The organism is Streptomyces sp. NBC_01478 (genome assembly GCF_036227225.1).
Lineage (GTDB): Bacteria > Actinomycetota > Actinomycetes > Streptomycetales > Streptomycetaceae > Streptomyces.
Window position 1 is genome coordinate 5,657,412 of sequence record NZ_CP109444.1, and the last position, 22,755, is coordinate 5,680,166.

General features: G+C 69.2%; 17 protein-coding genes and 4 tRNA genes. 13 read left to right on the plus strand and 8 right to left on the minus strand.

The window, feature by feature from the left end:
* Window positions 1-135 precede the first annotated feature (135 nt).
* Window positions 136-2,304, minus strand: a complete 2,169-nt coding sequence (locus OG223_RS25470) for a DEAD/DEAH box helicase (RefSeq protein WP_329253004.1) — start codon at window positions 2,302-2,304, stop codon at window positions 136-138.
* A gap of 220 nt (window positions 2,305-2,524) precedes the next feature.
* Window positions 2,525-3,031: a hypothetical protein gene (locus OG223_RS25475; protein ID WP_329253007.1), complete on the minus strand. Its 507-nt coding sequence runs from the start codon at window positions 3,029-3,031 to the stop codon at window positions 2,525-2,527.
* Between the two features lie 328 nt (window positions 3,032-3,359).
* Here OG223_RS25475 and OG223_RS25480 point away from each other — a divergent pair, with 328 nt between their 5' ends.
* From OG223_RS25480 to OG223_RS25520, 9 genes are all read left to right on the plus strand, one after another.
* Window positions 3,360-3,710, plus strand: a complete 351-nt coding sequence (locus OG223_RS25480) for a metallopeptidase family protein (protein ID WP_329253010.1) — start codon at window positions 3,360-3,362, stop codon at window positions 3,708-3,710.
* Window positions 3,711-4,010: 300 nt separating this feature from the next.
* Window positions 4,011-5,585, plus strand: coding sequence for a metallophosphoesterase family protein (locus OG223_RS25485; protein ID WP_329253013.1), 1,575 nt, complete (start codon window positions 4,011-4,013; stop codon window positions 5,583-5,585).
* 80 nt (window positions 5,586-5,665) lie between these two features.
* A tRNA-Glu gene (locus OG223_RS25490) sits at window positions 5,666-5,738 on the plus strand.
* Window positions 5,739-5,787: 49 nt separating this feature from the next.
* Window positions 5,788-5,862, plus strand: a tRNA-Asp gene (locus OG223_RS25495).
* Window positions 5,863-5,886: 24 nt separating this feature from the next.
* Window positions 5,887-5,960, plus strand: a tRNA-Phe gene (locus OG223_RS25500).
* Window positions 5,961-6,071: 111 nt separating this feature from the next.
* The gene (locus tag OG223_RS25505; RefSeq protein WP_329253016.1) at window positions 6,072-6,443 is read left to right on the plus strand and encodes a hypothetical protein; all 372 of its coding nucleotides are present in this window, start codon (window positions 6,072-6,074) and stop codon (window positions 6,441-6,443) included.
* A 145-nt stretch (window positions 6,444-6,588) separates the two neighbouring features.
* Complete coding sequence (hrpA, locus tag OG223_RS25510) at window positions 6,589-10,572, plus strand: ATP-dependent RNA helicase HrpA (RefSeq protein WP_329253018.1); 3,984 nt, start codon at window positions 6,589-6,591, stop codon at window positions 10,570-10,572.
* A gap of 95 nt (window positions 10,573-10,667) precedes the next feature.
* Window positions 10,668-10,742 (plus strand) — tRNA-Asp (locus OG223_RS25515).
* Window positions 10,743-11,085: 343 nt separating this feature from the next.
* On the plus strand, window positions 11,086-11,283 hold the full coding sequence (locus tag OG223_RS25520; protein ID WP_329253023.1) for a DUF6274 family protein: 198 nt from the start codon (window positions 11,086-11,088) through the stop codon (window positions 11,281-11,283).
* Window positions 11,284-11,664: 381 nt separating this feature from the next.
* Here the strand turns inward: OG223_RS25520 and bldC are convergent, their stop codons facing one another.
* Window positions 11,665-11,871 (minus strand): developmental transcriptional regulator BldC, encoded by a 207-nt coding sequence (gene bldC, locus OG223_RS25525; RefSeq protein ID WP_003949541.1) that lies wholly within the window; start codon window positions 11,869-11,871, stop codon window positions 11,665-11,667.
* Window positions 11,872-12,362: 491 nt separating this feature from the next.
* On the minus strand, window positions 12,363-13,208 hold the full coding sequence (locus OG223_RS25530; protein ID WP_329253026.1) for a hypothetical protein: 846 nt from the start codon (window positions 13,206-13,208) through the stop codon (window positions 12,363-12,365).
* A 222-nt stretch (window positions 13,209-13,430) separates the two neighbouring features.
* On the opposite strand from OG223_RS25530, the gene OG223_RS25535 reads away from it, so the two are divergent.
* Window positions 13,431-14,522: a Leu/Phe/Val dehydrogenase gene (locus OG223_RS25535; protein WP_329253029.1), complete on the plus strand. Its 1,092-nt coding sequence runs from the start codon at window positions 13,431-13,433 to the stop codon at window positions 14,520-14,522.
* 274 nt (window positions 14,523-14,796) lie between these two features.
* On the plus strand, window positions 14,797-15,054 hold the full coding sequence (locus OG223_RS25540) for a DUF3073 domain-containing protein (protein WP_019061825.1): 258 nt from the start codon (window positions 14,797-14,799) through the stop codon (window positions 15,052-15,054).
* 116 nt (window positions 15,055-15,170) lie between these two features.
* Here OG223_RS25540 and purM read toward each other — a convergent pair whose 3' ends face one another.
* The 4 genes from purM to OG223_RS25560 all read right to left on the minus strand — a co-directional run bounded on the left by purM (window position 15,171) and on the right by OG223_RS25560 (window position 19,807).
* Window positions 15,171-16,235: a phosphoribosylformylglycinamidine cyclo-ligase gene (gene purM, locus OG223_RS25545; protein ID WP_329253033.1), complete on the minus strand. Its 1,065-nt coding sequence runs from the start codon at window positions 16,233-16,235 to the stop codon at window positions 15,171-15,173.
* Between the two features lie 37 nt (window positions 16,236-16,272).
* Window positions 16,273-17,799, minus strand: coding sequence for an amidophosphoribosyltransferase (gene purF / locus OG223_RS25550; RefSeq protein WP_329253036.1), 1,527 nt, complete (start codon window positions 17,797-17,799; stop codon window positions 16,273-16,275).
* A 231-nt stretch (window positions 17,800-18,030) separates the two neighbouring features.
* The gene (locus OG223_RS25555) at window positions 18,031-18,828 is read right to left on the minus strand and encodes a maleylpyruvate isomerase family mycothiol-dependent enzyme (protein ID WP_329253039.1); all 798 of its coding nucleotides are present in this window, start codon (window positions 18,826-18,828) and stop codon (window positions 18,031-18,033) included.
* Window positions 18,829-19,141: 313 nt separating this feature from the next.
* Window positions 19,142-19,807: a TetR/AcrR family transcriptional regulator gene (locus tag OG223_RS25560; RefSeq protein ID WP_329253042.1), complete on the minus strand. Its 666-nt coding sequence runs from the start codon at window positions 19,805-19,807 to the stop codon at window positions 19,142-19,144.
* 112 nt (window positions 19,808-19,919) lie between these two features.
* On the opposite strand from OG223_RS25560, the gene OG223_RS25565 reads away from it, so the two are divergent.
* Together OG223_RS25565 and OG223_RS25570 are read left to right on the plus strand one after the other, a co-directional pair.
* Window positions 19,920-21,407, plus strand: coding sequence for an MFS transporter (locus tag OG223_RS25565; protein WP_329253045.1), 1,488 nt, complete (start codon window positions 19,920-19,922; stop codon window positions 21,405-21,407).
* Between the two features lie 178 nt (window positions 21,408-21,585).
* A complete protein-coding gene (locus OG223_RS25570) occupies window positions 21,586-22,704 on the plus strand; it encodes an FAD-dependent oxidoreductase (RefSeq protein ID WP_329253048.1) in 1,119 nt (372 codons plus the stop codon).
* The last annotated feature ends 51 nt before the right edge of the window (window positions 22,705-22,755 follow it).

The following is a 22,755-nucleotide window of genomic DNA, read 5'->3' on the forward strand; positions in this document are numbered from 1 at the left end:
GACATGCGCCACTTAAGGACTCGATAAGGACTCGAAGTGGCCAGAAAACGTCCCCGCACACAGTGAAGCGGCCCCCACCCGATCTCCCGGGCAGGGGCCGCTTCACTACGTCAGCTCACATCAGGTCACATGACCTCAGCCGTTGCGCTTCCAACGGGGCTTGTCGTCACGGCGGCCGAAGGTACCGGTGCCGGTACCCGTGCCGGTCGTGCCGCGGTGGCCGGACGGACGGTCGTGGCCGCCGGCGCGGAAGCCCGGACGGTCGCCCTGGCGGTCACGGTTGAACGGGCGGTCGCTGCCCCGGTGACCCGTCGCCGGGCGGTCGTCGCGGCGGAAGCCGCCACGGTCACCACCGGAGGGACGGTCGTCGCGCCGGAAACCACCCGAGGGACGCTCGTCACGACGGTCGAAAGAACGGCCGCCACGGTCGCCGCCCGAGGGACGGTCGTCGCGCCGGAAACCACCCGAGGGACGCTCGTCACGGCGCTCGAAAGAACGGCCGCCACGGTCGCCGCCGGACGGACGGTCGTCGCGCCGGAAACCACCCGAGGGACGCTCGTCACGACGGTCGAAAGAACGGCCGCCACGGTCGCCGCCGGACGGACGGTCGTCGCGCCGGAAACCACCGGACGGACGGTCGTCGCGACGCTCGAAGGAACGGCCACCGCGGTCGCCGCCACGGTCGTTGCCACCGCGGTCGTCCCGACGGAACCCGCCCGACGGACGGTCGTCACGACGGTCACGACGCTCGTAGTTGCCCCGCTCGTCACGCTGCTGACGCGGACGGTCGTACGACGACTCCTCGCGCACCGGCGACTCGGCGACCGGCTGCTCGGCAGCGGCGGCCTCCACCACGGCGGCGGCCTCGGCGACCGCGGCCTCCGGGTCCTCGCCCCGCTCGCGCGCGGCACGGGCGATCAGCCGGTCGGACTCCTCACGCAGCTCGGACGCGCGGCGCGTGGCCCGCTCCAGCTCCTTGGTGAGCTGGACGACCTCGCGCTCGGCCTGCTGCGCGGCGTCGCCCGCCGACTGGGCCTGGACCTCGGTCATCGAACGGGCGCCGGTGATCTCGGCGACCTCGGGCTCGAAGGCCGTACCGGAGTTGATGATGTGACGCCCGGCGTCGACGCCCGCGTCCTCCATCAGCCGGAAGATCTGGCGGCGCTGGTGCGGGAGGGAGAGGGAGACGACGGTGCCCGTACGACCGGCACGCGCGGTGCGGCCCGCGCGGTGCAGGTAGTCCTTGTGGTCGCCGGCCGGGTCCACGTTCAGGACCAGGTCGATGCCGTCGACGTGGATACCGCGGGCGGCGACGTCGGTCGCGACGAGCGCGTTGACGTAACCCTCCTTGAAGTCCGCCAGCGTCCGCGTACGGGCGCCCTGCGTCATGCCGCCGTGCAGCGCGTCGGCCTTCACACCGGCGTCGCGCAACTGCTCGGCGATACGGTCGGCGCCGAGCTGGGTGCGGACGAAGATGATCGTGCGGCCCTTGCGGGAGGCGATCGCGGCGGTGACCGGCGCCTTGTCCTTGGGCTTCACGATGAGGATGTGGTGGGACATCGTCGTGACGTTGCCCTGCGCGCTGTCGACCTCGTGCGTGACCTCGTCGGTCAGGTAGCGCTTGACCAGCGTGGAGATCTCGTTCTCCATCGTCGCCGAGAACAGCATGCGCTGACCGCCGGCCGGGATCTGGTCGAGCAGCTCGGTGACCTCGGGCAGGAAGCCCAGGTCGGACATCTGGTCGGCCTCGTCGAGGACCGCGATGCTCACGTCCTCGAGGGAGCAGGCGCCGCGGTTGATGATGTCGCGGAGGCGGCCGGGAGTGGCGACCAGCACATCGACGCCGCGCTCCAGGGCGTAGATCTGGTTGCCCATCGACGTACCGCCGCAGACGACCTTCATCTTCAGGCCGAGGACGTCGCCGTAGGGCTGGAGCGCGTCGGCGACCTGCATCGCCAGCTCGCGGGTCGGGGTGAGGATGATGCCCCGCGGGCGCTTCTTCTGGGTGTGACCGCCGGACAGCGTCGCCAGCAGCGGCAGACCGAACGAGAGGGTCTTGCCGGAGCCGGTACGGCCGCGGCCGAGGATGTCCTTGCCGGCCAGGGCGTCCGGGATGGTCGCCGCCTGGATCGGGAAGGGGGCTGTCACACCGTTCTGCGCGAGCTTGCGCACGATGCCCTCGGGGAGACCGAGGGACGCGAAGGTGACCTCGGGGGCCGCCTCGGTGGTGGCCTCTACGGCCGTCTCGTCGCCCTCGTTCTCGTTCTCGGGCATGACGATGTGATCAGTACTGGAAATGGACATGCGAATGCGAAACCTTCCGGAGTATCCGTCGGCACGCGCCCGTCAACTCCGTGATTCGCTATCGACCGCCTCAATGCGGTCCGCCACGGCAAGGGAGAGTACGCGCCACACGGCGCGCTCTACAGTGGCGCCGGGCAATGGGATCAAACGATCTACCACCTTACGCACCTACCACCCCCCAACGCAAACCAGCCTTCATTGACCTGCGTCACACCCGCCGCTACGCCGGAGAGCCGGCCGCCGGCGCCGGCTCACGGTCCACGAGCTGCGGTACGGGGTCCTCGTGGGCCGACGACGAGGGCTCCGCGACCGTCGGAGCGGCGGACGACGGCTGCGCGGACGGCGTCGGGTCCGGGGGCGGCGGCGTCCGCGTCGGGGTCGGCTGCGGCGCGGCCGTCGTCGGTGCCCCCGGCTTCGCGCTCGTCCCCGGTCTCGGCGGGGCGGAGGCGGACGGGCTCACCGCTCCCGGCGCGGACGGCGAGGCCGAACCCGAGGCGGACTCCCCGGGCTTGGGCTTGCCGTGCCCGTGCTTCCCGTCCCCCGCCGAACCACCGAACCCGAGCCCGCCCCCCGGCGCCCCCGAACCACCGTCCGGTACCTCACCGGCATGCCGCCCGGCGGAGTGCGAGGGCTTGGCACCGCCGCCCGCGTCGTCACCCACACTCATACAGCCGGCGGCAGCGGCGACGACGGCGACCGCGGCGACCAGACGGACGGGTACGTACATGGGGCGCACGGGGCCACCTCCGAGGGCGAAAAAGGGAGTCCCCCTCTCAACTCCCGCCGCCCACCGGAAGACACGCACCGCACGGCCCCACCCCGGTTTCCGACCCGGAGACGACCGGTTCCCGACCTGTTCCCGTCCCCACACAGGCCGAGAATCGCCGCTACGGCATCCGCCACAACCCCCACTCCCCTTCAACTCATCTAATCTCCCCTCAAATCACCCCAACTCCCCTTCCCCAGAACCGACTTCGGGGACATACCGAACAAGCCCGCTCTGCCGCCTCCGCGCCCACCGCCCCGAACCGGCGTTCGTCCCGGACAATGGGCATGTGCTGGAAATGACACGCGAGGCATTCGAAGAGCTGGTGAGCGAGGCCCTGGACCGGATCCCGCCGGAGCTGACGCGGGTCATGGACAACGTGGCCGTCTTCGTCGAGGACGAACCCGACCCCGCCGACCCCGAACTCCTCGGCCTCTACGAAGGAACACCCCTCACCGAACGCGGCGAGTGGTACGCCGGCGTCCTCCCCGACCGGATCTCCATCTACATGGGCCCGACCCTGCGCTACTGCGCCACCACCGAGGAAGTCGTCCACGAGGTCGCCGTCACCGTCGTCCACGAAGTCGCCCACCACTTCGGCATCGACGACGAACGCCTGCACGAACTCGGCTGGGGCTGACCCGCACCGCACCCGCCCCCGCAGCCCTCGCCCCGGGGCCCCCTTCCCGCCGCCGACCCTGTCCTGTCTGGAAGCTGGGGTCTTTCCTAACCGGTCAAAGCCCGTGAAGGTGGTTAGTTTTACCCCCAGCCTCCAGCACCCCCCACCCCATTCCTGCGGCTCGCGCCACACACCCGCCCCTACCTGCCTTCCAGCGGCCACCCCCGCACACCAGGCCCCGGCCCCGCGCATCCCTCCCCCACGCCCCACTCCCGCGCCCCGCCCCGCATACCTGCCCCCACCCCTGGGCATACGGGACCAATGGCCCGCGTCCCCGTCGCAGCCCTGAACCGCCTCCGCCGAACCCGGCACGCCCTGATCCGCCGGCACCGCGCCCGCCGTCCCCGCCCCGTCGTCGAGCTCGTCCCCCAGCCGCACCCCTGGACCCGCGCCCTCGGCCTCGTGATGGTCGTCATCGTCGGGGCCTGGCTCGGTCTGCTGATCGTCGGCAACGTACGGGCCCAGGTCGGCCCCATGAACACGACCATGACCCTGCGCCCGTCCCTCACCGGCGGCACGAAGATCAACGTGTCCCCGCTCGGCGCGCTCTCCCTGGACAGCCACCACGCCCCGGTCCGCCTCGACGTCAACGTCGACCAGCTCGACCCGGAACGCTCCCAGGCCCTCGTCGACCACCCAGAACGCATCTCCGGCCTCCAGGACGAGGTCGCCCGGGACGTCGAACACGGCACCCTCGACCTCGCCGTACGCTCCTGCACCGCCGTGGTCCTCGGCGCCACCACCCTCGGCCTCGCGGTCTACCGCCGCCCCCGCCGGGCCCTCGCCGCCGGCGGCCTCGCCCTGACCCTCCTGGCGGCGTCCGGAGCGACGGCGTACGCGACCTGGAACCCCAAGTCGATCCTCGAACCGAAATTCTCGGGACTGCTCTCCTCCGCCCCGTCCCTGGTCGGCAACGCGCGCAACATCGTCACCGAATTCGACGTCTACCAGAAGGAGTTGGCCCGCCTGGTGACCAACGTGACCAAGCTCTACGACGTCACGTCCACGCTCCCCGCGTACCAGCCGGACCCCGCGACCATCCGCGTGCTCCACGTCTCGGACATCCACCTGAACCCCGCGAGCTGGAAGATCATCGCGTCACTGGTGGAGCAGTACGAGGTGAACGTCATCGTCGACACCGGCGACACCATGGACCACGGCACGACCGCCGAGAACGGCTTCCTCGACCCGATCGCCGACCTGGGCGTCCCGTACGTCTGGGTCAGGGGCAACCACGACTCCCTCGCCACCCAGCGCTACCTCGAGCACATCAAGAACGTGCACGTCCTGGACGAGGGCCGCGCGGAAACGGTCGCCGGCGTGCGCTTCGCGGGCATCGGCGACCCCCAGTTCACCCCCGACCGCTCTACCGCCCCGGGCGGCAACGCGGCGGAGGAACTGGCCGGCGACCAGCTCGCCTCCGCCCTCCGCGACCAGCGGGCCGCCGGCACCCCGGTCGACATCGCCCTGGTCCACGAACCGTCGGCGGCCCGCCAGACCGACGGCGAGGTCCCGCTCGTCCTGGCCGGCCACCTCCACCACGAGGGCACCGAGGTCATGAAGCACGGCACCCGCCTCCGTATCGAAGGCTCCACGGGCGGCAGCGGACTGCGCGCGGTCGAGGGCAAGTACCCCGACCCGATCGAGGCGTCGATCCTCTACATCGACCGAGACACCCACCGCCTCCAGGCCTGGGACGAGATCAAACTCGGCGGCCTGGGCCTGACGACGGCAGAGGTCAGCCGCCACCTCCCGAAGGAGAACCTGCCGGGCGCGCCACAGTCGCCGAGTCCGTCCCCGAGCCCTTCCCCTTCGGCGTCCCCTTCGGCCCCGTAAACCGTTTTGGCGATACCTCCCGCCATCCCATATGCTTCTCACGTCCCCGACGCGCTGAGAAGCGCCCAGGCGGGCCGATAGCCCTCATCGTCTAGCGGCCTAGGACGCCGCCCTTTCAAGGCGGTAGCACGGGTTCGAATCCCGTTGGGGGCACGTAACACCGTGTGCGACACTGGCTCCGCCAGTTCGTGCGCAGTAGCTGGGTCCTGTGGAGCAGTTTGGAGTGCTCGCCACCCTGTCAAGGTGGAGGCCGCGGGTTCAAATCCCGTCAGGACCGCTGAGGTTTCGTGAGGAATCTCGTGGCTGGGTAGCTCAGTTGGTACGAGCGATCGCCTGAAAAGCGATAGGTCGCCGGTTCGATCCCGGCCCCAGCCACAACCAAGGCCTCGATCTTCGGATCGGGGCCTTTTTGTATGCCTCTCGCGCACCAGGGATACGATCCGGCTCTGTCGGCGCCAGGGTGGCGGAACTGCGGGGGGATCAACCATGAGCCAGGACCAGGCGAGAGGCATCCGGGACACGGACCTGGAGAAGGTGCGGGCCCGGTACGGGCTGCTCGCGGTGATGCTCAGCAACCTCGGGATCACCGGGGTGGCGATGTTCGGCGTGTGGCAACTGAACGGCGATCGGGCGGTGATCGTGGGCGTCCTGACCTCGGCGTTCACCGCGATGGCCAGCCTCACGACGGCGTACCTGGGCATCAAGGCCGTGTCGAACACGGCCCAGTCGATGTCCCAGGACGCGGACCGCAGACGCGAGGACAAAGCGGCGGCGACACCACCGGCGCAGCGCACTTCACAAGACGCGAGCGCACCTAACAAGACGCAGCCGACACCATCCAGCCCGTCCGGCGTTTGAGGACGAGGCCCCTTCAGGGCCGACGCGGGGGTCTGGGGGCGGAGCCCCCGGGGCGTCCACTTTCCCCACCCGCACACCCCCTGCCCAGCCGTCGCGGACAATTCGCTCGCCAGGAATTTCGCCGAGGTGAGATCCTGGACGGCGTATGTCTACGCACCCCGCCTCCGCATCCGGTACCCCGGACCCCGGCACTCCCGCCGCCCCCGCCCTCGGCGACCTCGCCCCCCGCCTGACCGAGCTGACCCTGCGCGACGCGCACCGGCTCGGGCGCAGGCTCGAAGGCGCGCGCAAGATCCGTAAGCCGGAGGCCCGCGCCGCCGTGCTCGCCGAGATCGAGGCCGAGGTGGCCCGCGGCGAGGAGCGGATGGCCGAGCGGCGCCGCCGTATCCCCGCGATCTCGTATCCGGAGCAACTGCCGGTCAGCCAGAAGAAGGCCGACATCGCGGCCGCGATCCGTGATCACCAGGTGGTGATCGTGGCCGGTGAGACGGGGTCGGGAAAGACCACCCAGATCCCGAAGATCTGTCTCGAACTCGGCCGCGGCGTCCGCGGCATGATCGGCCACACCCAGCCCCGCCGTATCGCCGCGCGTACGGTCGCCGAGCGGGTCGCCGAGGAGATGGACACTCCGCTCGGGGAGGCCGTCGGCTGGAAAGTCCGTTTCACCGACCAGGTGAATCAGGAGTCCACCTTCATCAAGCTGATGACGGACGGCATCCTGCTCGCCGAGATCCAGACCGACCGTGAACTGCGCGCCTACGACACGATCATCATCGACGAGGCCCACGAGCGCTCCCTCAACATCGACTTCCTCCTCGGCTATCTGGCCCAACTGCTGCCCAAGCGCCCGGACTTGAAGGTCGTCATCACCTCGGCGACCATCGACCCCGAGCGTTTCTCCCGGCACTTCGGCGAGGCCCCGATCATCGAGGTCAGCGGCCGGACGTATCCGGTGGAGGTCCGCTACCGCCCGCTCCTCGAAGACGACTCCGATGACTCCGACCGCGACCAGATCACCGCGATCTGCGACGCGGTCGAGGAGCTTCAGGGCGAGGGCAAGGGCGACATCCTGGTCTTCCTGTCCGGCGAGCGCGAGATCCGCGACACGGCGGACGCGCTGACGAAGAAGAACTACCGCTTCACCGAGGTCCTCCCCCTCTACGCCCGCCTCTCGCACGCCGAGCAGCACCGCGTGTTCCAGCAGCACACGGGCCGAAGGATCGTTCTGGCGACCAACGTCGCCGAGACCTCCCTCACCGTCCCGGGCATCAAGTACGTCATCGACCCGGGCTTCGCCCGGATCAGCCGCTACAGCCACCGTACGAAGGTGCAGCGGCTGCCCATCGAGGCGGTCAGCCAGGCAAGTGCCAATCAGCGCAAGGGTCGTTGTGGCCGTACGTCGGACGGCATCTGCATCCGCCTGTACTCGGAGGAGGACTTCGAGGCCCGCCCGGAGTTCACGGACGCCGAGATCCTGCGGACGAACCTCGCCTCCGTGATCCTGCAGATGACCGCGGCCGGTCTCGGTGACATCGAGAGGTTCCCGTTCATCGACCCGCCGGACCACCGCAACATCCGCGACGGCGTCCAACTCCTCCAGGAACTGGGCGCGTTGGACCCGGGCGAGAAGGACCCGCGCCGCCGGCTCACCCAGACGGGCCGCAAGCTCGCCCAGCTCCCGGTCGACCCACGCCTGGCCCGCATGGTCCTGGAGGCCGACAAGAACGGCTGTGTCCGCGAGGTCATGGTGATCGCCGCCGCGCTCTCCATCCAGGACCCGCGCGAACGCCCCGCCGACAAGCAGACGCAGGCCGACCAGCAGCACGCCCGTTTCCGGGACGAGACGAGCGACTTCCTGGCGTTCCTCAACATGTGGCGGTACATCCGCGAGCAGCAGAAGGAGCGCGGCTCCTCCGCGTTCCGCCGCATGTGCAAGCAGGAGTACCTGAACTTCCTCCGCATCCGCGAGTGGCAGGACATCTACAGCCAACTCCGCACGGTGGCCAAGCAGATGGGCCTTCAGCTCAGCGAGGACGACGCGGCGGACCAGAGCGTGCACCTCTCGCTCCTCGCGGGCCTGCTGTCCCACATCGGCATGAAGGACGTGAAGGACGGCGCGAAGAACGAGTATCTGGGCGCCCGTAGCGCCAAGTTCGCGATCTTCCCGGGTTCGGCGCTCTTCAAGAAGACCCCGCGTTTCGTCATGTCGGCGGAACTGGTGGAGACGTCACGCCTCTGGGCGCGCGTCAATGCGAAGATCGAGCCCGAGTGGGTCGAGCCGCTCGCCGGCCATCTCCTCAAGCGGACGTACAGCGAACCGCACTGGGAGAAGGACCAGGCGGCGGTGATGGCCTTCGAGAAGGTCACGCTCTACGGCGTCCCGATCATCGCCCAGCGCAAGGTGAACTACGGGCGTATCGACCCGGAGGCGAGTCGCGAACTCTTCATCCGCAACGCGCTGGTCGAGGGCGACTGGCGCACGCACCACAAGTTCTTCGCCGACAACCGCAAACTCCTCACCGAGGTCGAGGAGTTGGAGCATCGCGCGCGCCGCCGGGACATCCTGGTCGACGACGAGACGCTCTACGACTTCTACGACCAGCGGGTGCCCGAACACGTCGTGTCCGGCGCCCACTTCGACTCCTGGTGGAAGCACAAGCGCCATGAGGAGCCCGAACTCCTCGACTTCGAGCGCTCGATGCTCATCAACGAGCGTGCGGGCGACATCAGCAAGGACGACTATCCGGACTCGTGGCGGCAGGGTCCGCTCAAGTTCCGGGTGACGTACCAGTTCGAGCCGGGGGCGGACGCGGACGGTGTCACGGTCCACATCCCGCTGCACGTCCTCAACCAGGTCACGGACGAGGGCTTCGACTGGCAGATCCCGGGCCTGCGCGAGGAGGTGGTGACGGAGCTGATCCGTTCCCTCCCGAAGCCGATCCGCCGCAACTACGTACCGGCCCCGAACTTCGCCCAACGCTTCCTGGCCGCGGCCGTCCCCCTCCAGGAACCCCTCACCACCACCATGGCCCGCGAGTTGAAGCGCATGGTCGGAGTCCCCTTCACCGCCGACGACTTCGACTGGTCGAAGGTCCCGGACCATCTCCTGATCACCTTCCGGATCGTCGACGAGCGGCGCCGCAAGATCGCCGAGGACAAGGACCTGGAGGCGCTGAAGCTCCGGCTGAAGCCGAAGGCGCGGCAGGCCATCTCACAGGCGGCCGCGGCGACGGCCGAGCGCGAGGGCGGGGAGTCCCTGGAACGCAAGGGCCTGACCGACTGGTCGATCGGCACGCTGTCGCGCGTCTTCGAAACCCGCCGGGCCGGCCAGCCGGTGAAGGCGTACCCGGCGCTGGTCGACGACGGCGACACCGTTTCCGTACGGCTCTTCGACACGGAGGAGGAGCAGGCGGAGGCGATGTGGAAGGGCACACGGCGGCTGATCGTGCGCAACATCCCGGTCAATCCGGCGAAGTTCGCGTCCGAAAAGCTCACGAACGTGCAGAAGCTCGCGCTGTCCGCGAATCCGCACGGTTCGATCCAGGCGCTGTTCGACGACTGCGCGTTGGCGGCGGCCGACAAGCTCATCGCTGACTTCGGGGGCCCGGCGTGGGACGAGGAGTCGTACCGGAAGCTGTACGAGAAGGTGCGCGCCGAGATCGTCGACACGACGGTGCGGGCCGTGGGCCAGGTGCAGCAGGTGCTGGCCGCCTGGCAGGCCTGTGAGCGCCGTCTGAAGGCGGCGAACAGCCCGGCGCTCCTGCCGAACCTCGCGGACGTACGCGCCCAGTTGGACGCCCTCGTGAAGCCCGGGTTCGTCACGGCGGCCGGGATACGCCGGCTCCCCGACCTGATGCGCTACCTGGTGGCCGCCGACCGCCGTCTCCAGCAGATGCCGACGAGCGTCCAGCGGGACACCACGCGGATGGAGAAGGTCCACGAGATGCAGGACGAGTACGCGTGGCTCCTGGAACAACTCCCGCGGGGCCGCCCGGTCCCCTCCTCCGTCCGTGACATCCGCTGGATGATCGAGGAGCTCCGGGTCAGCTATTTCGCGCACGCGCTCGGCACGGCGTACCCGGTCTCCGACAAGCGGATCGTGAAGGCGATCGACGCGGCCGCACCGTAACGGCGCCTGCACACCGGGTGAGTTCGACCAGGCGGGCCACCCTCCTGTACAGTCTCATCTCGCAGCACAACGCACCATCAAGTGCCGCGAAACCAGGTCCTGTGGAGCAGCTTGGAGTGCTCGCCACCCTGTCAAGGTGGAGGCCGCGGGTTCAAATCCCGTCAGGACCGCAGCGAACGACCAAGGCCCGCAACTCTCCGGAGACGCGGGCCTTATTCGTGCCCGGTCGCCAGCGAACGAGACCCACTTCCTTCGGGTGGTGGGTTTTTTCGTGCGCGTACGGCGACCTGTCGGCACCGGCCCGCACCATCCAGCCCGTCCGGCGTTCGAGGACGAGGCCCCTTCAGGGCCGACGCGGGGGTCTGGGGGCGCAGCCCCCAGGGACGGCACCTCAGAGGGACGGCACCATCCCACCCCGGCACCCGGCGGAGCCTCACGCACCCTTGACGCCGCCCAGCGGTCCAGGTACCCAGAAACCAGGCCCCGTTCCCGCAGGGCCACTGGAGGTGGCGCATGGCGGCTTCGGTCAGGCACGAGACGCGGGCCCTGCTCCGTGCGCATCTGTCGGCCGCCAGCTCCTACCGGCACGTGACCCCGCACTGCCCGATCTGCCACCGCCTGCAGCGCCTGGCCCTGGATTCCCCGCCCCCGCCCCCGCCACCGGAGCCCGAGGACGATCCACCGGATCAACTCCCCCAGCGCATCTCCTAGCGCACATACGCCAGAGGCAACAAGCCATCCGGTATGTGACGGGTGTCACCGCATAAGTTTTTGAAACGTCGGAACTTACACCTCACCTACAACTGGTCAATTTAATATGTGCAATTGCACTCCCACGAGGGATGGTCCACAGAAGATCCGACACCCCTCCCCAGACTCCGACAAGGTTCCTCACAGACGCCCGCGACCAGGCACAAAAAAGATCGCGCTGGACCCGGCGGAGTCCAGCGCGACCGACGACGCACCCTGTATTCACATGTCTGAAGAGCGTTGGGCGTGGGACCTGTTGGGGCAGAACCCGCGTCGCTTGGAGCTGTGTTGTCGGGCGCCTGACCGGTTGGGGGACCAGCCGTTTCGCCCGTATTCAGTTGGTCAGGCTTCGCTGCGCTGCTGCGGAATGCCCGCGAGCAGTGCACGGACCTCCGCCTCGCGGTAACGGCGGTGTCCGCCGAGCGTGCGAATCGAAGTGAGCTTGCCGGCCTTCGCCCACCGCGTGACCGTCTTGGGGTCCACACGGAACATCGTGGCGACCTCAGCCGGGGTCAGCAGCGGCTCGGCATCAGGGGTGCGAGCGGTCATGAGCGGCCTCCTCGGGAGAACCGAACCTTCTCGGTTCTTTCCTCTAAATTCTGCACCTTGACCCGCGTTGCCCGAAATGGCGTGTGCGGGTCGAGTCGGTTATAGGACGAACGGCTTGTCCTCGGCACTACAACTACACCATCTGTCCAACCGCGTAGGCCAAACCGATGGAATTGCCCTCCCAGGTGTCCATCAGCGACGGAAGCCGATGGACCATGCCATAGCGGACAGTCACACCACTGTGACGATCAGTCACAGGGGCGATCAGGAGTCATCCAGACCCCCCAAAGCGCGCAATGCCGAGATTCCGCCCAAAGCATGACGGATGGAGTCCTCCCCGGACTCCTTGTCCTATTTTGGCATGAGGAGGGGCAAGCGGCGCAAGGGATCTGCACGTGCGGTCCGTCACGCTTGGCATCAATCGTCCGGATCGGGACCTACGTCCCGTGTTGACGAACCGTAAGAATCCTATGCGCACTTGTTCGAAACTGTCAGTTCGCCGAGCGCCGGTCCCTGACCGACCGCCAGCGCTCCACGAGCCGCCCGTACGCCTCGCCCGCCGCCGGCCCGTCCCCGACCCGCAGCGCCTCGATGCCGGCCGCCACGTCCGCCGCCGAGTGGTCGTCCTCCAGCTCGCCGGCCGGCACGACGTGCACGAGCCCGCCGTAGTCCAGCTCGACCAGGGACCGCGGATGGAACTCCTCCAGCCAGCGCCCCACGTCCACCAGACCGTCGATCAGCGGCCCGTCGTCGATCGCGTCCTTCAGCGTCCGCAGCGCCCGCGCCGTGCGCCGCCGCGCCTGCACCATGGGCGTCCGGTACCGGAGCATCGGCGGATCGTCCCCGGCGGCCTTGTCGTAGCGCCGCTCCTCGTCCCCGACGAGCACGAACCAGTTCAGCGGCACCTGCCAGGTCGCCGTCCGGATCCACGGCCGGGCGTCCGGATTCCGGGCCAGCCAGCGCTCGTAGTCCTGGGTCGCCTGGTGCCGTACGAGCGGCGGCAGTACGGCGTCCAGGACCGACGGCGGAAGCTCCTCCGCGAGGTCTCCCAGGGCCTGCCAGCCGCGCAGCCGGGTGCGCCAGGGGCAGACGCAGACCACGCCGTCGACCTCCACCACGAAGGCGTCGGCGCTCTCGTGCACCGGCACCGGGACCGGCGGGGTGGGCAGCAAGTCGGCCAGCGCCCGGCGCAGTTCGTCCTGGTACGACGGACGGTCCGGGCGGCGGGCGTAACGCTCCCAGTGGCCGCGCTCCGGCTCCGGGAAAGCGGCCAGCGGTTCATAGACCCGTAGATAGGTCGCGTACGGGACGGTCACCGAGGACACCTTCTTGGGCACGCCTGCTCCCTCCCCCGCCGTCCGCCAGGAAAACCTCCGGAACCCGCTCACAAACGCGCGGGAAAACTATGCAAATCGTCGCACGATCACCCCTCTTCGGTAGGTGATCCTGAACACTGCACGGATGGCGGCCGCACGCAGGCTCTACGCTCATGCCACGGCACCCGCCACCCCTACGGGAGCCTGTCTCCAACCGCCGCCACTCACCCAGGAGTCACCACCGTGACCGACGTAGACAACGGCGTCCTGCACACCCTGTTCCACTCGGACCAGGGCGGTCATGAGCAAGTCGTGCTCTGCCAGGACCGGGCCAGCGGCCTCAAGGCCGTCATCGCCATCCACAACACCGCGCTGGGCCCCGCTCTGGGCGGCACGCGCTTCTACCCGTACGCGAGCGAGGCCGACGCCGTCGCCGACGCGCTCAACCTCGCCCGCGGGATGTCGTACAAGAACGCCATGGCCGGCCTGGACCACGGCGGCGGGAAAGCCGTGATCATCGGTGACCCGGAGCGCGACAAGACCGAGGAACTGCTGCTCGCCTACGGCCGGTTCGTGGCCTCGCTGGGCGGGCGGTACGTCACCGCGTGCGACGTCGGCACGTATGTCGCCGACATGGACGTCGTGGCGCGCGAGTGCCGCTGGACGACCGGCCGCTCTCCGGAGAACGGCGGCGCGGGCGACTCCTCCGTACTGACCGCCTTCGGCGTCTTCCAGGGCATGCGGGCCAGCGCCCGGCACCTGTGGGGCAACCCGTCGCTGCGCGGCCGTACGGTCGGCATCGCGGGCGTCGGCAAGGTCGGGCACCACCTGGTGGAGCACCTGCGGGACGAGGGCGCCGAGGTCGTGATCACGGACGTGCGCGAGGAGTCCGTGCGACGGATCCTCGACAAGCACCCGACCGGTGTGCGGGCCGTCGCGGACACGGAGGCGCTGATCCGGGTCGAGGGGCTCGACGTCTACGCCCCCTGCGCGCTCGGCGGAGCCCTGAACGACCGGACCGTGCCGGTGCTGACCGCCAAGGTGGTGTGCGGCGCGGCCAACAACCAGTTGGAGCACCCGGGCGTCGAGAAGGACCTCGCCGACCGCGGGATCCTCTACGCGCCGGACTACGTGGTGAACGCCGGCGGGGTGATCCAGGTCGCCGACGAGCTGCACGGGTTCGATTTCGAGCGGTGCAAGGCGAAGGCCGCGAAGATCTACGACACCACGCTGGCCATATTCGCACGTGCGAAGGACGACGGTATTCCGCCGGCCGCCGCGGCCGACCGGATCGCCGAGCAGCGCATGCACGAGGCGGCTGCCGGGAACAGGTGAGCGGTACCCGCCGGCGAGGACTTAGAGAGAACTCTCACGTTCGTCGGCGGGTCGCCTGCCAAGAAGTGGTTAAAATCGCGGTTGACCAGCGAGTACAGGGCACCTCGCGGGTCCTGGAGCCCGGCACGTGCTGCGGGCGACGTACCGTATGGGCGCGGGCTCAGGTACCGTGGAAGCCCTACGGACCGGTCTCTCCACGGAGAGTCCGTTCCAGATCATGAACGCGTGTCAAGACTCTGAGGCCACCGAGCCTCGTATCCGAGGGGGTCGAGCCATGGGGCGCGGCCGGGCAAAGGCCAAGCAGACGAAGGTCGCCCGCCAGCTGAAGTACAGCAGCGGCGGGACTGACCTCTCGCGTCTGGCCAATGAGCTGGGCGCTTCGACTTCGAGCCAGCCGCCGAATGGCGAGCCGTTCGAAGACGACGACGAGGAAGAAGACGACCCGTACGCTCAGTACGCGGATCTCTATAACGACGATGACGAGGACGAGGACGACGAGTCCGGTCCCCAGTCTCAACGTCGCGGCGCTTGACGCAACAGCGTCCCTCGCAGTTTCCGCCATTTCCGGAACAACTGCACTTCACCCGGTCCGGGGCAACACCGCCGGACCGGGTTTTGTGCTGCCGTTCGTCAGGCGGCTGCCCTTGATCAGGCCGAGTAGTCGCCAACCATTTCCGCACCGGTGGTGTGGTCGCCGCGCTCGGTGATCTCGCCGGCGACCCATGCCTCGACCCCGCGGTCGGCCAGGGTCTCCAGAGCCACGTCCGCGGACTCCTCGGGCACGATCGCGATCATGCCGACGCCCATGTTCAGGGTCTTCTCCAGCTCCAGGCGCTCGACCCGGCCGGTCTTCCCGACGAGGTCGAAGATCGGCGCCGGGGTCCAGGTGGAGCGGTCCACGATCGCGTGCAGGTCGTCCGGGATCACCCGGGCGAGGTTCGCGGCGAGTCCGCCGCCGGTGACGTGCGAGAAGGCGTGCACGTCGGTCGTACGGGTCAGCGCCAGGCAGTCCAGCGAGTAGATCTTGGTGGGCACGAGGAGTTCCTCGCCAAGCGTGCGGCCGAGTTCCTCGACGCGCGCCTCCAGGTCGAGACCGGCCTGGTCGAGGAGCACATGCCGGACGAGCGAGTACCCGTTCGAGTGAAGTCCCGAGGACGCCATCGCGATGACCGCGTCACCCGTGCGGATGCGATCCGCGCCGAGCAGCCGGTCGGCCTCCACGGCGCCCGTACCGGCGCCGGCGACGTCGAAGTCGTCCGGGCCCAGTAGGCCGGGGTGTTCGGCGGTCTCACCGCCGACCAGGGCGCAGCCTGCCAGCACACAGCCCTCGGCGATGCCCTTGACGATGGCCGCGACACGCTCGGGGTGCACCTTGCCGACGCAGATGTAGTCGGTCATGAAGAGCGGCTCCGCGCCGCACACCACGATGTCGTCCATGACCATCGCGACCAGGTCGTGGCCAATCGTGTCGTAGACGCCGAGGCGGCGGGCGATGTCGACCTTCGTGCCGACGCCGTCCGTGGCGGAGGCGAGCAGGGGGCGCTCGAACCGCTTGAGGGCGGAGGCGTCGAAGAGCCCGGCGAAGCCGCCGAGGCCACCGAGGACCTCTGGGCGATGGGTCTTCTTCACCCACTCCTTCATGAGTTCTACGGCGCGGTCGCCCGCTTCGATGTCGACGCCTGCGCTGGCGTAGCTGGCACTGGTCTCAGACATTGCCTGGGATCTTTCGCGTTGAGTGGTGCGGCGGGGCTTACGGGCGACGGATCGCGTCGGCCGCGGCCGTGGCGGCCGGACCGGCCGCCAGCTCGGTCTCCAGGAGCTGCTTGCCGAGCAGCTCGGGGTCCGGGAGGTCCATCGGGTACTCGCCGTCGAAGCAGGCGCGGCACAGGTTCGGCTTGGCGATGGTGGTCGCCTCGATCATGCCGTCGAGCGAGATGTACGACAGGGAGTCGGCGCCGAGCGAGGTGCCGATCTCGTCGATGGTCATGCCGTTGGCGATGAGTTCCGCGCGGGTGGCGAAGTCGATGCCGAAGAAGCAGGGCCACTTCACGGGCGGCGAGGAGATCCGGATGTGGACCTCGGCGGCGCCGGCCTCGCGGAGCATGCGCACCAGCGCCCGCTGGGTGTTGCCGCGCACGATCGAGTCGTCGACGACGACCAGGCGCTTGCCCTTGATGACTTCCTTCAGCGGATTCAGCTTCAGGCGGATGCCGAGCTGCCGGATGGTCTGCGAAGGCTGGATGAACGTACGGCCGACGTAGGCGTTCTTCACCAGACCCGCACCGAACGGGATGCCCGAGGCCTCCGCGTAGCCGATGGCGGCCGGGGTGCCGGACTCCGGAGTCGCTATGACCAGATCGGCGTCGACCGGAGCTTCTTTGGCGAGTTTCCGGCCCATCTCGACACGGGAGAGGTAGACGTTCCGCCCGGCGATGTCGGTGTCGGGGCGGGCGAGATAGACGTACTCGAAGACGCAGCCCTTGGGCTTCGCTTCCGCGAATCGGGACGTCCGCAGGCCGTTCTCGTCGATGGCGACGAACTCGCCCGGCTCGATCTCGCGGACGTAGGCCGCGCCGCAGATGTCGAGGGCGGCGGACTCGGAGGCGACGACCCAGCCGCGCTCCAGGCGGCCGAGGACCAGCGGGCGGATGCCCTGGGGGTCGCGGGCCGCGTAGAGGGTGTGCTCGTTCATGAAGACGAGCGAGAAGGCGCCCTTGACCTGCGGGAGGACCGTGTGAGCGGCCTCCTCGATGGTCAGCGGCTTGCCGTTCTCGTCGACCTGGGCCGCGAGGAGCGCGGTGAGGAGGTCGGTGTCGTTGGTGGCCGCGACGCGGGGCGTACGGCCTTCCTGCTTGGGGAGGTCGGCGACCATCTCCGCGAGCTGCGCGGTGTTGACCAGGTTGCCGTTGTGGCCGAGCGCGATCGAACCGTGCGCGGTGGCGCGGAACGTCGGCTGGGCGTTCTCCCACACGGAGGCACCGGTGGTCGAGTAGCGGGCGTGACCGACCGCGATATGACCTAGGAGCGAACCGAGCGAGGTCTCGTCGAAGACCTGGGAGACCAGGCCCATGTCCTTGAAGACGAGGATCTGCGAGCCGTTGCTGACCGCGATTCCCGCGGATTCCTGGCCTCGATGCTGGAGGGCGTAGAGCCCGAAGTAAGTGAGCTTGGCGACCTCTTCACCGGGAGCCCAGACTCCGAAGACGCCGCAAGCGTCCTGGGGTCCTTTCTCGCCGGGGAGCAGATCATGACTGAGTCGACCGTCACCACGTGGCACGCCACCGAGTGTAGGCGAGATCGACCACTGGTCCGAATTCGGGTTACGCGGCTGTAATGGATCACTCGGTCCCGGTACCGCTCTCACCAGCGGAAACGCCGGGAGCGGTGCCGGGACGGTCGCGCTTCCCACCGTATGAGGTGAGCCGTCGCACATCCTGGCGCAGCGCAATCGGGTCGTTGGCGGGGCGCTGTCGGGTCTCAGTCGGGTCGCTGCCGGGTCGTTGTCTGGTCAGGACATGATCGGCAGCAGTGCCCGGAGGTCCGCCCGTTCACCGCTCGCTGTGACCTTCGCCTCTTCTACGGCGTCCTTCCACGACGTCCGCCCGGTCGCGAGCCGGAGCCAGGTCAGGGGGTCGGTCTCGACGACGTTGGGCGGGGTGCCGCGGGTGTGCCGGGGGCCTTCGACGCACTGCACGACGGCGTACGGCGGGATGCGGACCTCGGTCGAGCCGCCGGGGGCCTTCGTGGCGAGGGCGTCGGCGAGGAGGCGGGTGCAGGCGGCGAGGGCCTGGCGATCGTACGGGATGTCGAGGCCGGGGACGGCCGCGTTCAAGTCGTCGGTGTGGACGACCAGTTCGACGGTACGGGTGACCAGGTAGTCGGCGAGGGGCATGGCGCCGGCGTTCGTTTCGAGGAGGCGGGTGCCGGGGTTCGTGTCGAGGTGCTCGGTGAGGGTCCGCTCGATGTCGGCGAGGTAGGTGTCGAGGTCGGGGTGCTGTGCGGCGAGCTGGTGGGTGAAGTCGGCGATGGCCGAGGAGTTGGCCGCGGTGGCGAAGGGCCAGTCGAGGATCACGGCGTCCTGCGCGGGCGGGGGCGGCCGGTCCAGGGAGCGGTGGACCGCGGTGACCGCCATGCCGATGTGCGCGATCAGTTCGCGTACGGTCCATTCGCCGAGGCGGGTGGGGAGCGCGAGTTGCTCGGGGGTGAGGGTTCCTACGGCCTTTCGTACGTTCCCGAACTGGGCCAGGACCGCGGTGCGGGTCTTGGCGGGGTCGTATGTACGGGCGCGCTTTTTGGCCGTGGGCATGGCGGTGAGCCTAATCCTCGGGGTGGGGCGGTACCCGGCGTTTTCGTTCCGGCGTCGGCCGGTGGGGGCGTCGGGGTCGCGGCGGTACGGCGAGCCCGCCGCAGGTTGCGCCCCTCTGCCTGCTGCCACAGTCGAACGCGTGGGGACCAGCTACGCGGCGGGCCGCCGTACCGCCACGACCCGCTCGCGTACGACGGCGGGTGCGGGCCCGTGCGGGGGTGAGGGCCTGTGCGTGGGTGCCGGCACGTACGTGGGTGCGGGCCCGTACGTGGGTGCGGGGGTTCGGGGCTTTGCCGTTCAGGGGTTCCGGTGGTCAAAGGGCTTGCTGGTCAAGAGGCTTGCGGGCGTAGTCTCCGAGGCCTCGTTCCACCAGGTCGAAGGCTCGGGTGGCCAGGGTGGCGGCGTCGGCGGTGACGTCCTCGATGGATTCGCCGGCGTCCAGGCGGCGGTGGTGGTCCTCGACCAGGGCGTTGCGGGCGGCGGTGAGGGTGGCGGCGGCGATCAGGGCGAGGACGGGGTCGCCGGTCTCGTCCCTGAGGAGGTCGGTCAGTTCGCGGGCGCCCTTTTCGGAGGTGAGGTAGGCGCGCTCCATCAGAACCGGGGTCTCCATGATGAGCCGGCGGATCCGGCGCCCGAACGGCTCGACGTGCAGGCCTATCGACGGGTCGCGGTTCTCGATCATCTCCAGGAACTGCTTGCGTACGGCGGCCACCGCGGACTCGCCGGGGGCGCGGTCGCGCACGGCGCGGGCGGCGTCGGAGAAGTGGTCCTCGATGGGGCGGAAGACCAGGTCCTCCTTGGTCCCGAAGTAGTTGAAGACGGTCATCTTCGACACCTCGGCCGCGTCGGCGATCTCCTGCACCGAGACGGCGTCGAAGCTCTTCTCCAGGAACAGCTCCACGGCGGTGCGGTAGATCCGCAGTTCCGTCTGGATCTTCTTGCGCTCGCGCAGTCCCATCGTCGCCTCAGCAGCAGCCATAACCTTACTGTACCAAGCTGAATTATAGCCTGAGGATAAGTGTGTGCCGGGCTGAATAATAGTCTCGGAAAAAAGATTGACTCGGTATATGGAAGTGTCGCATCGTGGAGGCATGACCGAGACCCAGCGCCGCATCGGCTTCCTCGTCTGTCTGGTGACGATCGTTCTGGCCGTCCTGGACATGCAGATCGTGTCCGCGGCGACCGTGCCGATCGTCCGCGACCTGGACCCCGCCCATGGCATCGACAAGATCCCGTGGCTGGTCAGCGCGTTCGCGCTGGCGTCGGCCGCGGTGCTCCCGCTGTACGGCACCTTGTGCGACACCCTCGGCGCGAAGCGCGTTTTCCTGACGGCCGTGGGGGTGTTCCTGGTCGGCTCGGCGCTGTGCGGGGCGGCTCAGTCCATAGCGCAGTTGATCGCCGCGCGGGCCGTGCAGGGCATCGGTGCCGGCGGCCTGATGAGCGTCACGATGGTGGTGATCGCCGAGCTGAGAGGCCCCGGCGAGAGGGACGCCAAGGGCGCGGGCATGGGTGGGGTCGTCTCCGGCGGCGGAATGGCGGTCGGCCCGTGGATCGGCGGCCTGCTCGCGGACCACGCGAGCTGGCGCTGGATCTTCTACGTCAACCTGCCGCTCGGCATGGCCGTGCTTGTCCTCGGCGCGCTCGTCCTGAGACTGCCCCGGGAGCCGCACCGCCACCGCATCGACTTCCTGGGCGCGGCCCTTGCCGCCGCGTTCTCGGCGGCGCTGCTGCTGATGACCGAGTGGGGCGGGAAGCAGTACGCGTGGTCGTCACCGCAGATCGTGGGGCTGGCCCTGGCCGCGGTGGCCGCGCTCGCCCTCTTCGTGTGGCGCCAGAAGGCGGCGCCCGAGCCGATCCTGCCGCTGTCCCTGTTCCGGGTGCGGGAGTTGCGGTGGGGGTTCGCGATCCAGGGGTTGATGGGGGCGGCGATCGTGGGCGCCATGTACTACGTCATGGTCTATCTCCAGGTGGCCCGTGGCATCACCAGCTCCTCGGCCGGCCTCTACCTGCTCCCCATGGCCCTCGGCATGACCGTGGTCGGCTTCCTCTCCGCCAAGCTGACGGAACGGGGCTGGCACGAGCGGACGTTCGCGATAGCCGGCTCCGTGATCGGCACGGTGGCGTTCCTGTCCCTGTCCACCCTGGGCACGGACACGTCCCTCTGGCTGCTGCGCGGAGATCTGCTCCTGGTCGGCGTGGGCTTCGGCCTCCTCCTCGGCCAGCTCATCCAACTGGTCCAGGAGGCGGCCCCCCGACACCAGTTGGGCGTGGCCACGACCGCCATCCGCTTCTTCCAGACCCTGGGCACGGCGCTGGGCGCGGCACTCTTCGGCACGGTGATCACTCGGCTGTACGACGGCCCCGGCCCGCTCGCGTCACTGACGGGGGCGGCGCGAGTGGCGGGGGTGAGCTCGTACGTCGACGCGATGGACGCGGTGTTCCTGTGCGGGGCGGTGTTGATGGGGGTGTGCGTGGTGATGGCACTGCGGTTGCCGAGGCACTCGGGTCCCCGGGACGCCGGGCAGGTTTCCGCGGAGGTGGCCCGACCTGTCCCCTCTGCAAGCCGGGGTCGTTCCTAACTGGTCACGCTCAAGACAGTGGTTAGTTTCTACCCCGGCTTCCGGTGAGCCACCCCCTGTCGGGCATCTGTCGGAGCTGTCGGTGCCGCGTCAGCGAACTGTCGGCGGGGCGTTGAAGCCTTGGGAGAGATCCCGCCGGGTGACCGTCCGGCAGGCCCGCGACACATAAGGAGTCGGCATGACCACTCACGTCACGATCATCGGCGCAGGACTCGGCGGACTGACCCTGGCCCGCGTCCTGCACGTCCACGGCATACCGGCCACCGTCTACGAGGCGGAGGCCTCGCCGATGGCCCGGCTGCAGGGCGGGATGCTCGACATTCACGACTACAACGGCCAACTGGCTCTGGAAGAAGCCGACTTGATGGACGAGTTCCGCGCCATCATCCTGGAGGGACGGCAGGCGACCCGGGTCCTCGCCCCGGACGGAACCGTTCTGCTCGACAAGCCCGACGACGGCACGGGCACCCGTCCCGAGGTGCAGCGCGGCGCGTTGCGGCAGATCCTCCTCGACTCGCTCCCGGCCGGCACCGTGCGGTGGGGTCACAAGGTCACCGGGACCCGCACCCTCGCCGACGGCCGCCATGAAGTGGCCTTCACCGACGGCGGCATCGTCGTCACCAGTCTCCTTGTCGGCGCCGACGGCGCTTGGTCGCGGGTGCGGCCGCTGTTGTCCGACGTCAGCCCGGAGTATTTCGGCCGGGCCTTCGTCGAGGCCTATCTGTACGACGCCGAGACCCGGCATCCCGCCGCCGCGAAGGCGGTCGGCGGCGGCTCGCTGTTCGTGTTCGACAAGGGCACGAGCGAGAGGTGGATCGCGGCACACCGGGAGAGCGGCGAAACGCTGCACGCCTATATGACGCTGGCTCGGCCGCAGGAGTGGTTCGACGACATCGACTTCACCGACGCCGCCGCGGCCACCCCGCGGATCGCCGCGGAGTTCGAGGGCTGGGCCCCCGAGATCACCGCCCTGATCACCGACAGCGACACAGCTCCGGTCGTACGACCCCTCAACTCGCTGCCGATCGGGCACCGTTGGGACCGGGTGCCGGGAGTGACCCTCCTCGGCGACGCCGCCCATCTCTCCCCGCCGGACGGCGAGGGCGCCAACCTCGCCATGCAGGACGGCGCCGAACTCGCCCTCGCCATCGCCGCGTACCCGGACGACATCGAGCAGGCGCTCACCTCGTACGAGGAGGCACTGTTCCCCCGGAGCGCCACAGCCGCCGTCGAGGCCGTGGCCACCAACGAAGCCATCGGTCAGGACCCGTTCGCCTTCTTCGACCAGGAGGCCTGACAAGCGAAAGCGTCCGTGGAGCGGTCATGGTGACCGTTCCACGGACGCTTT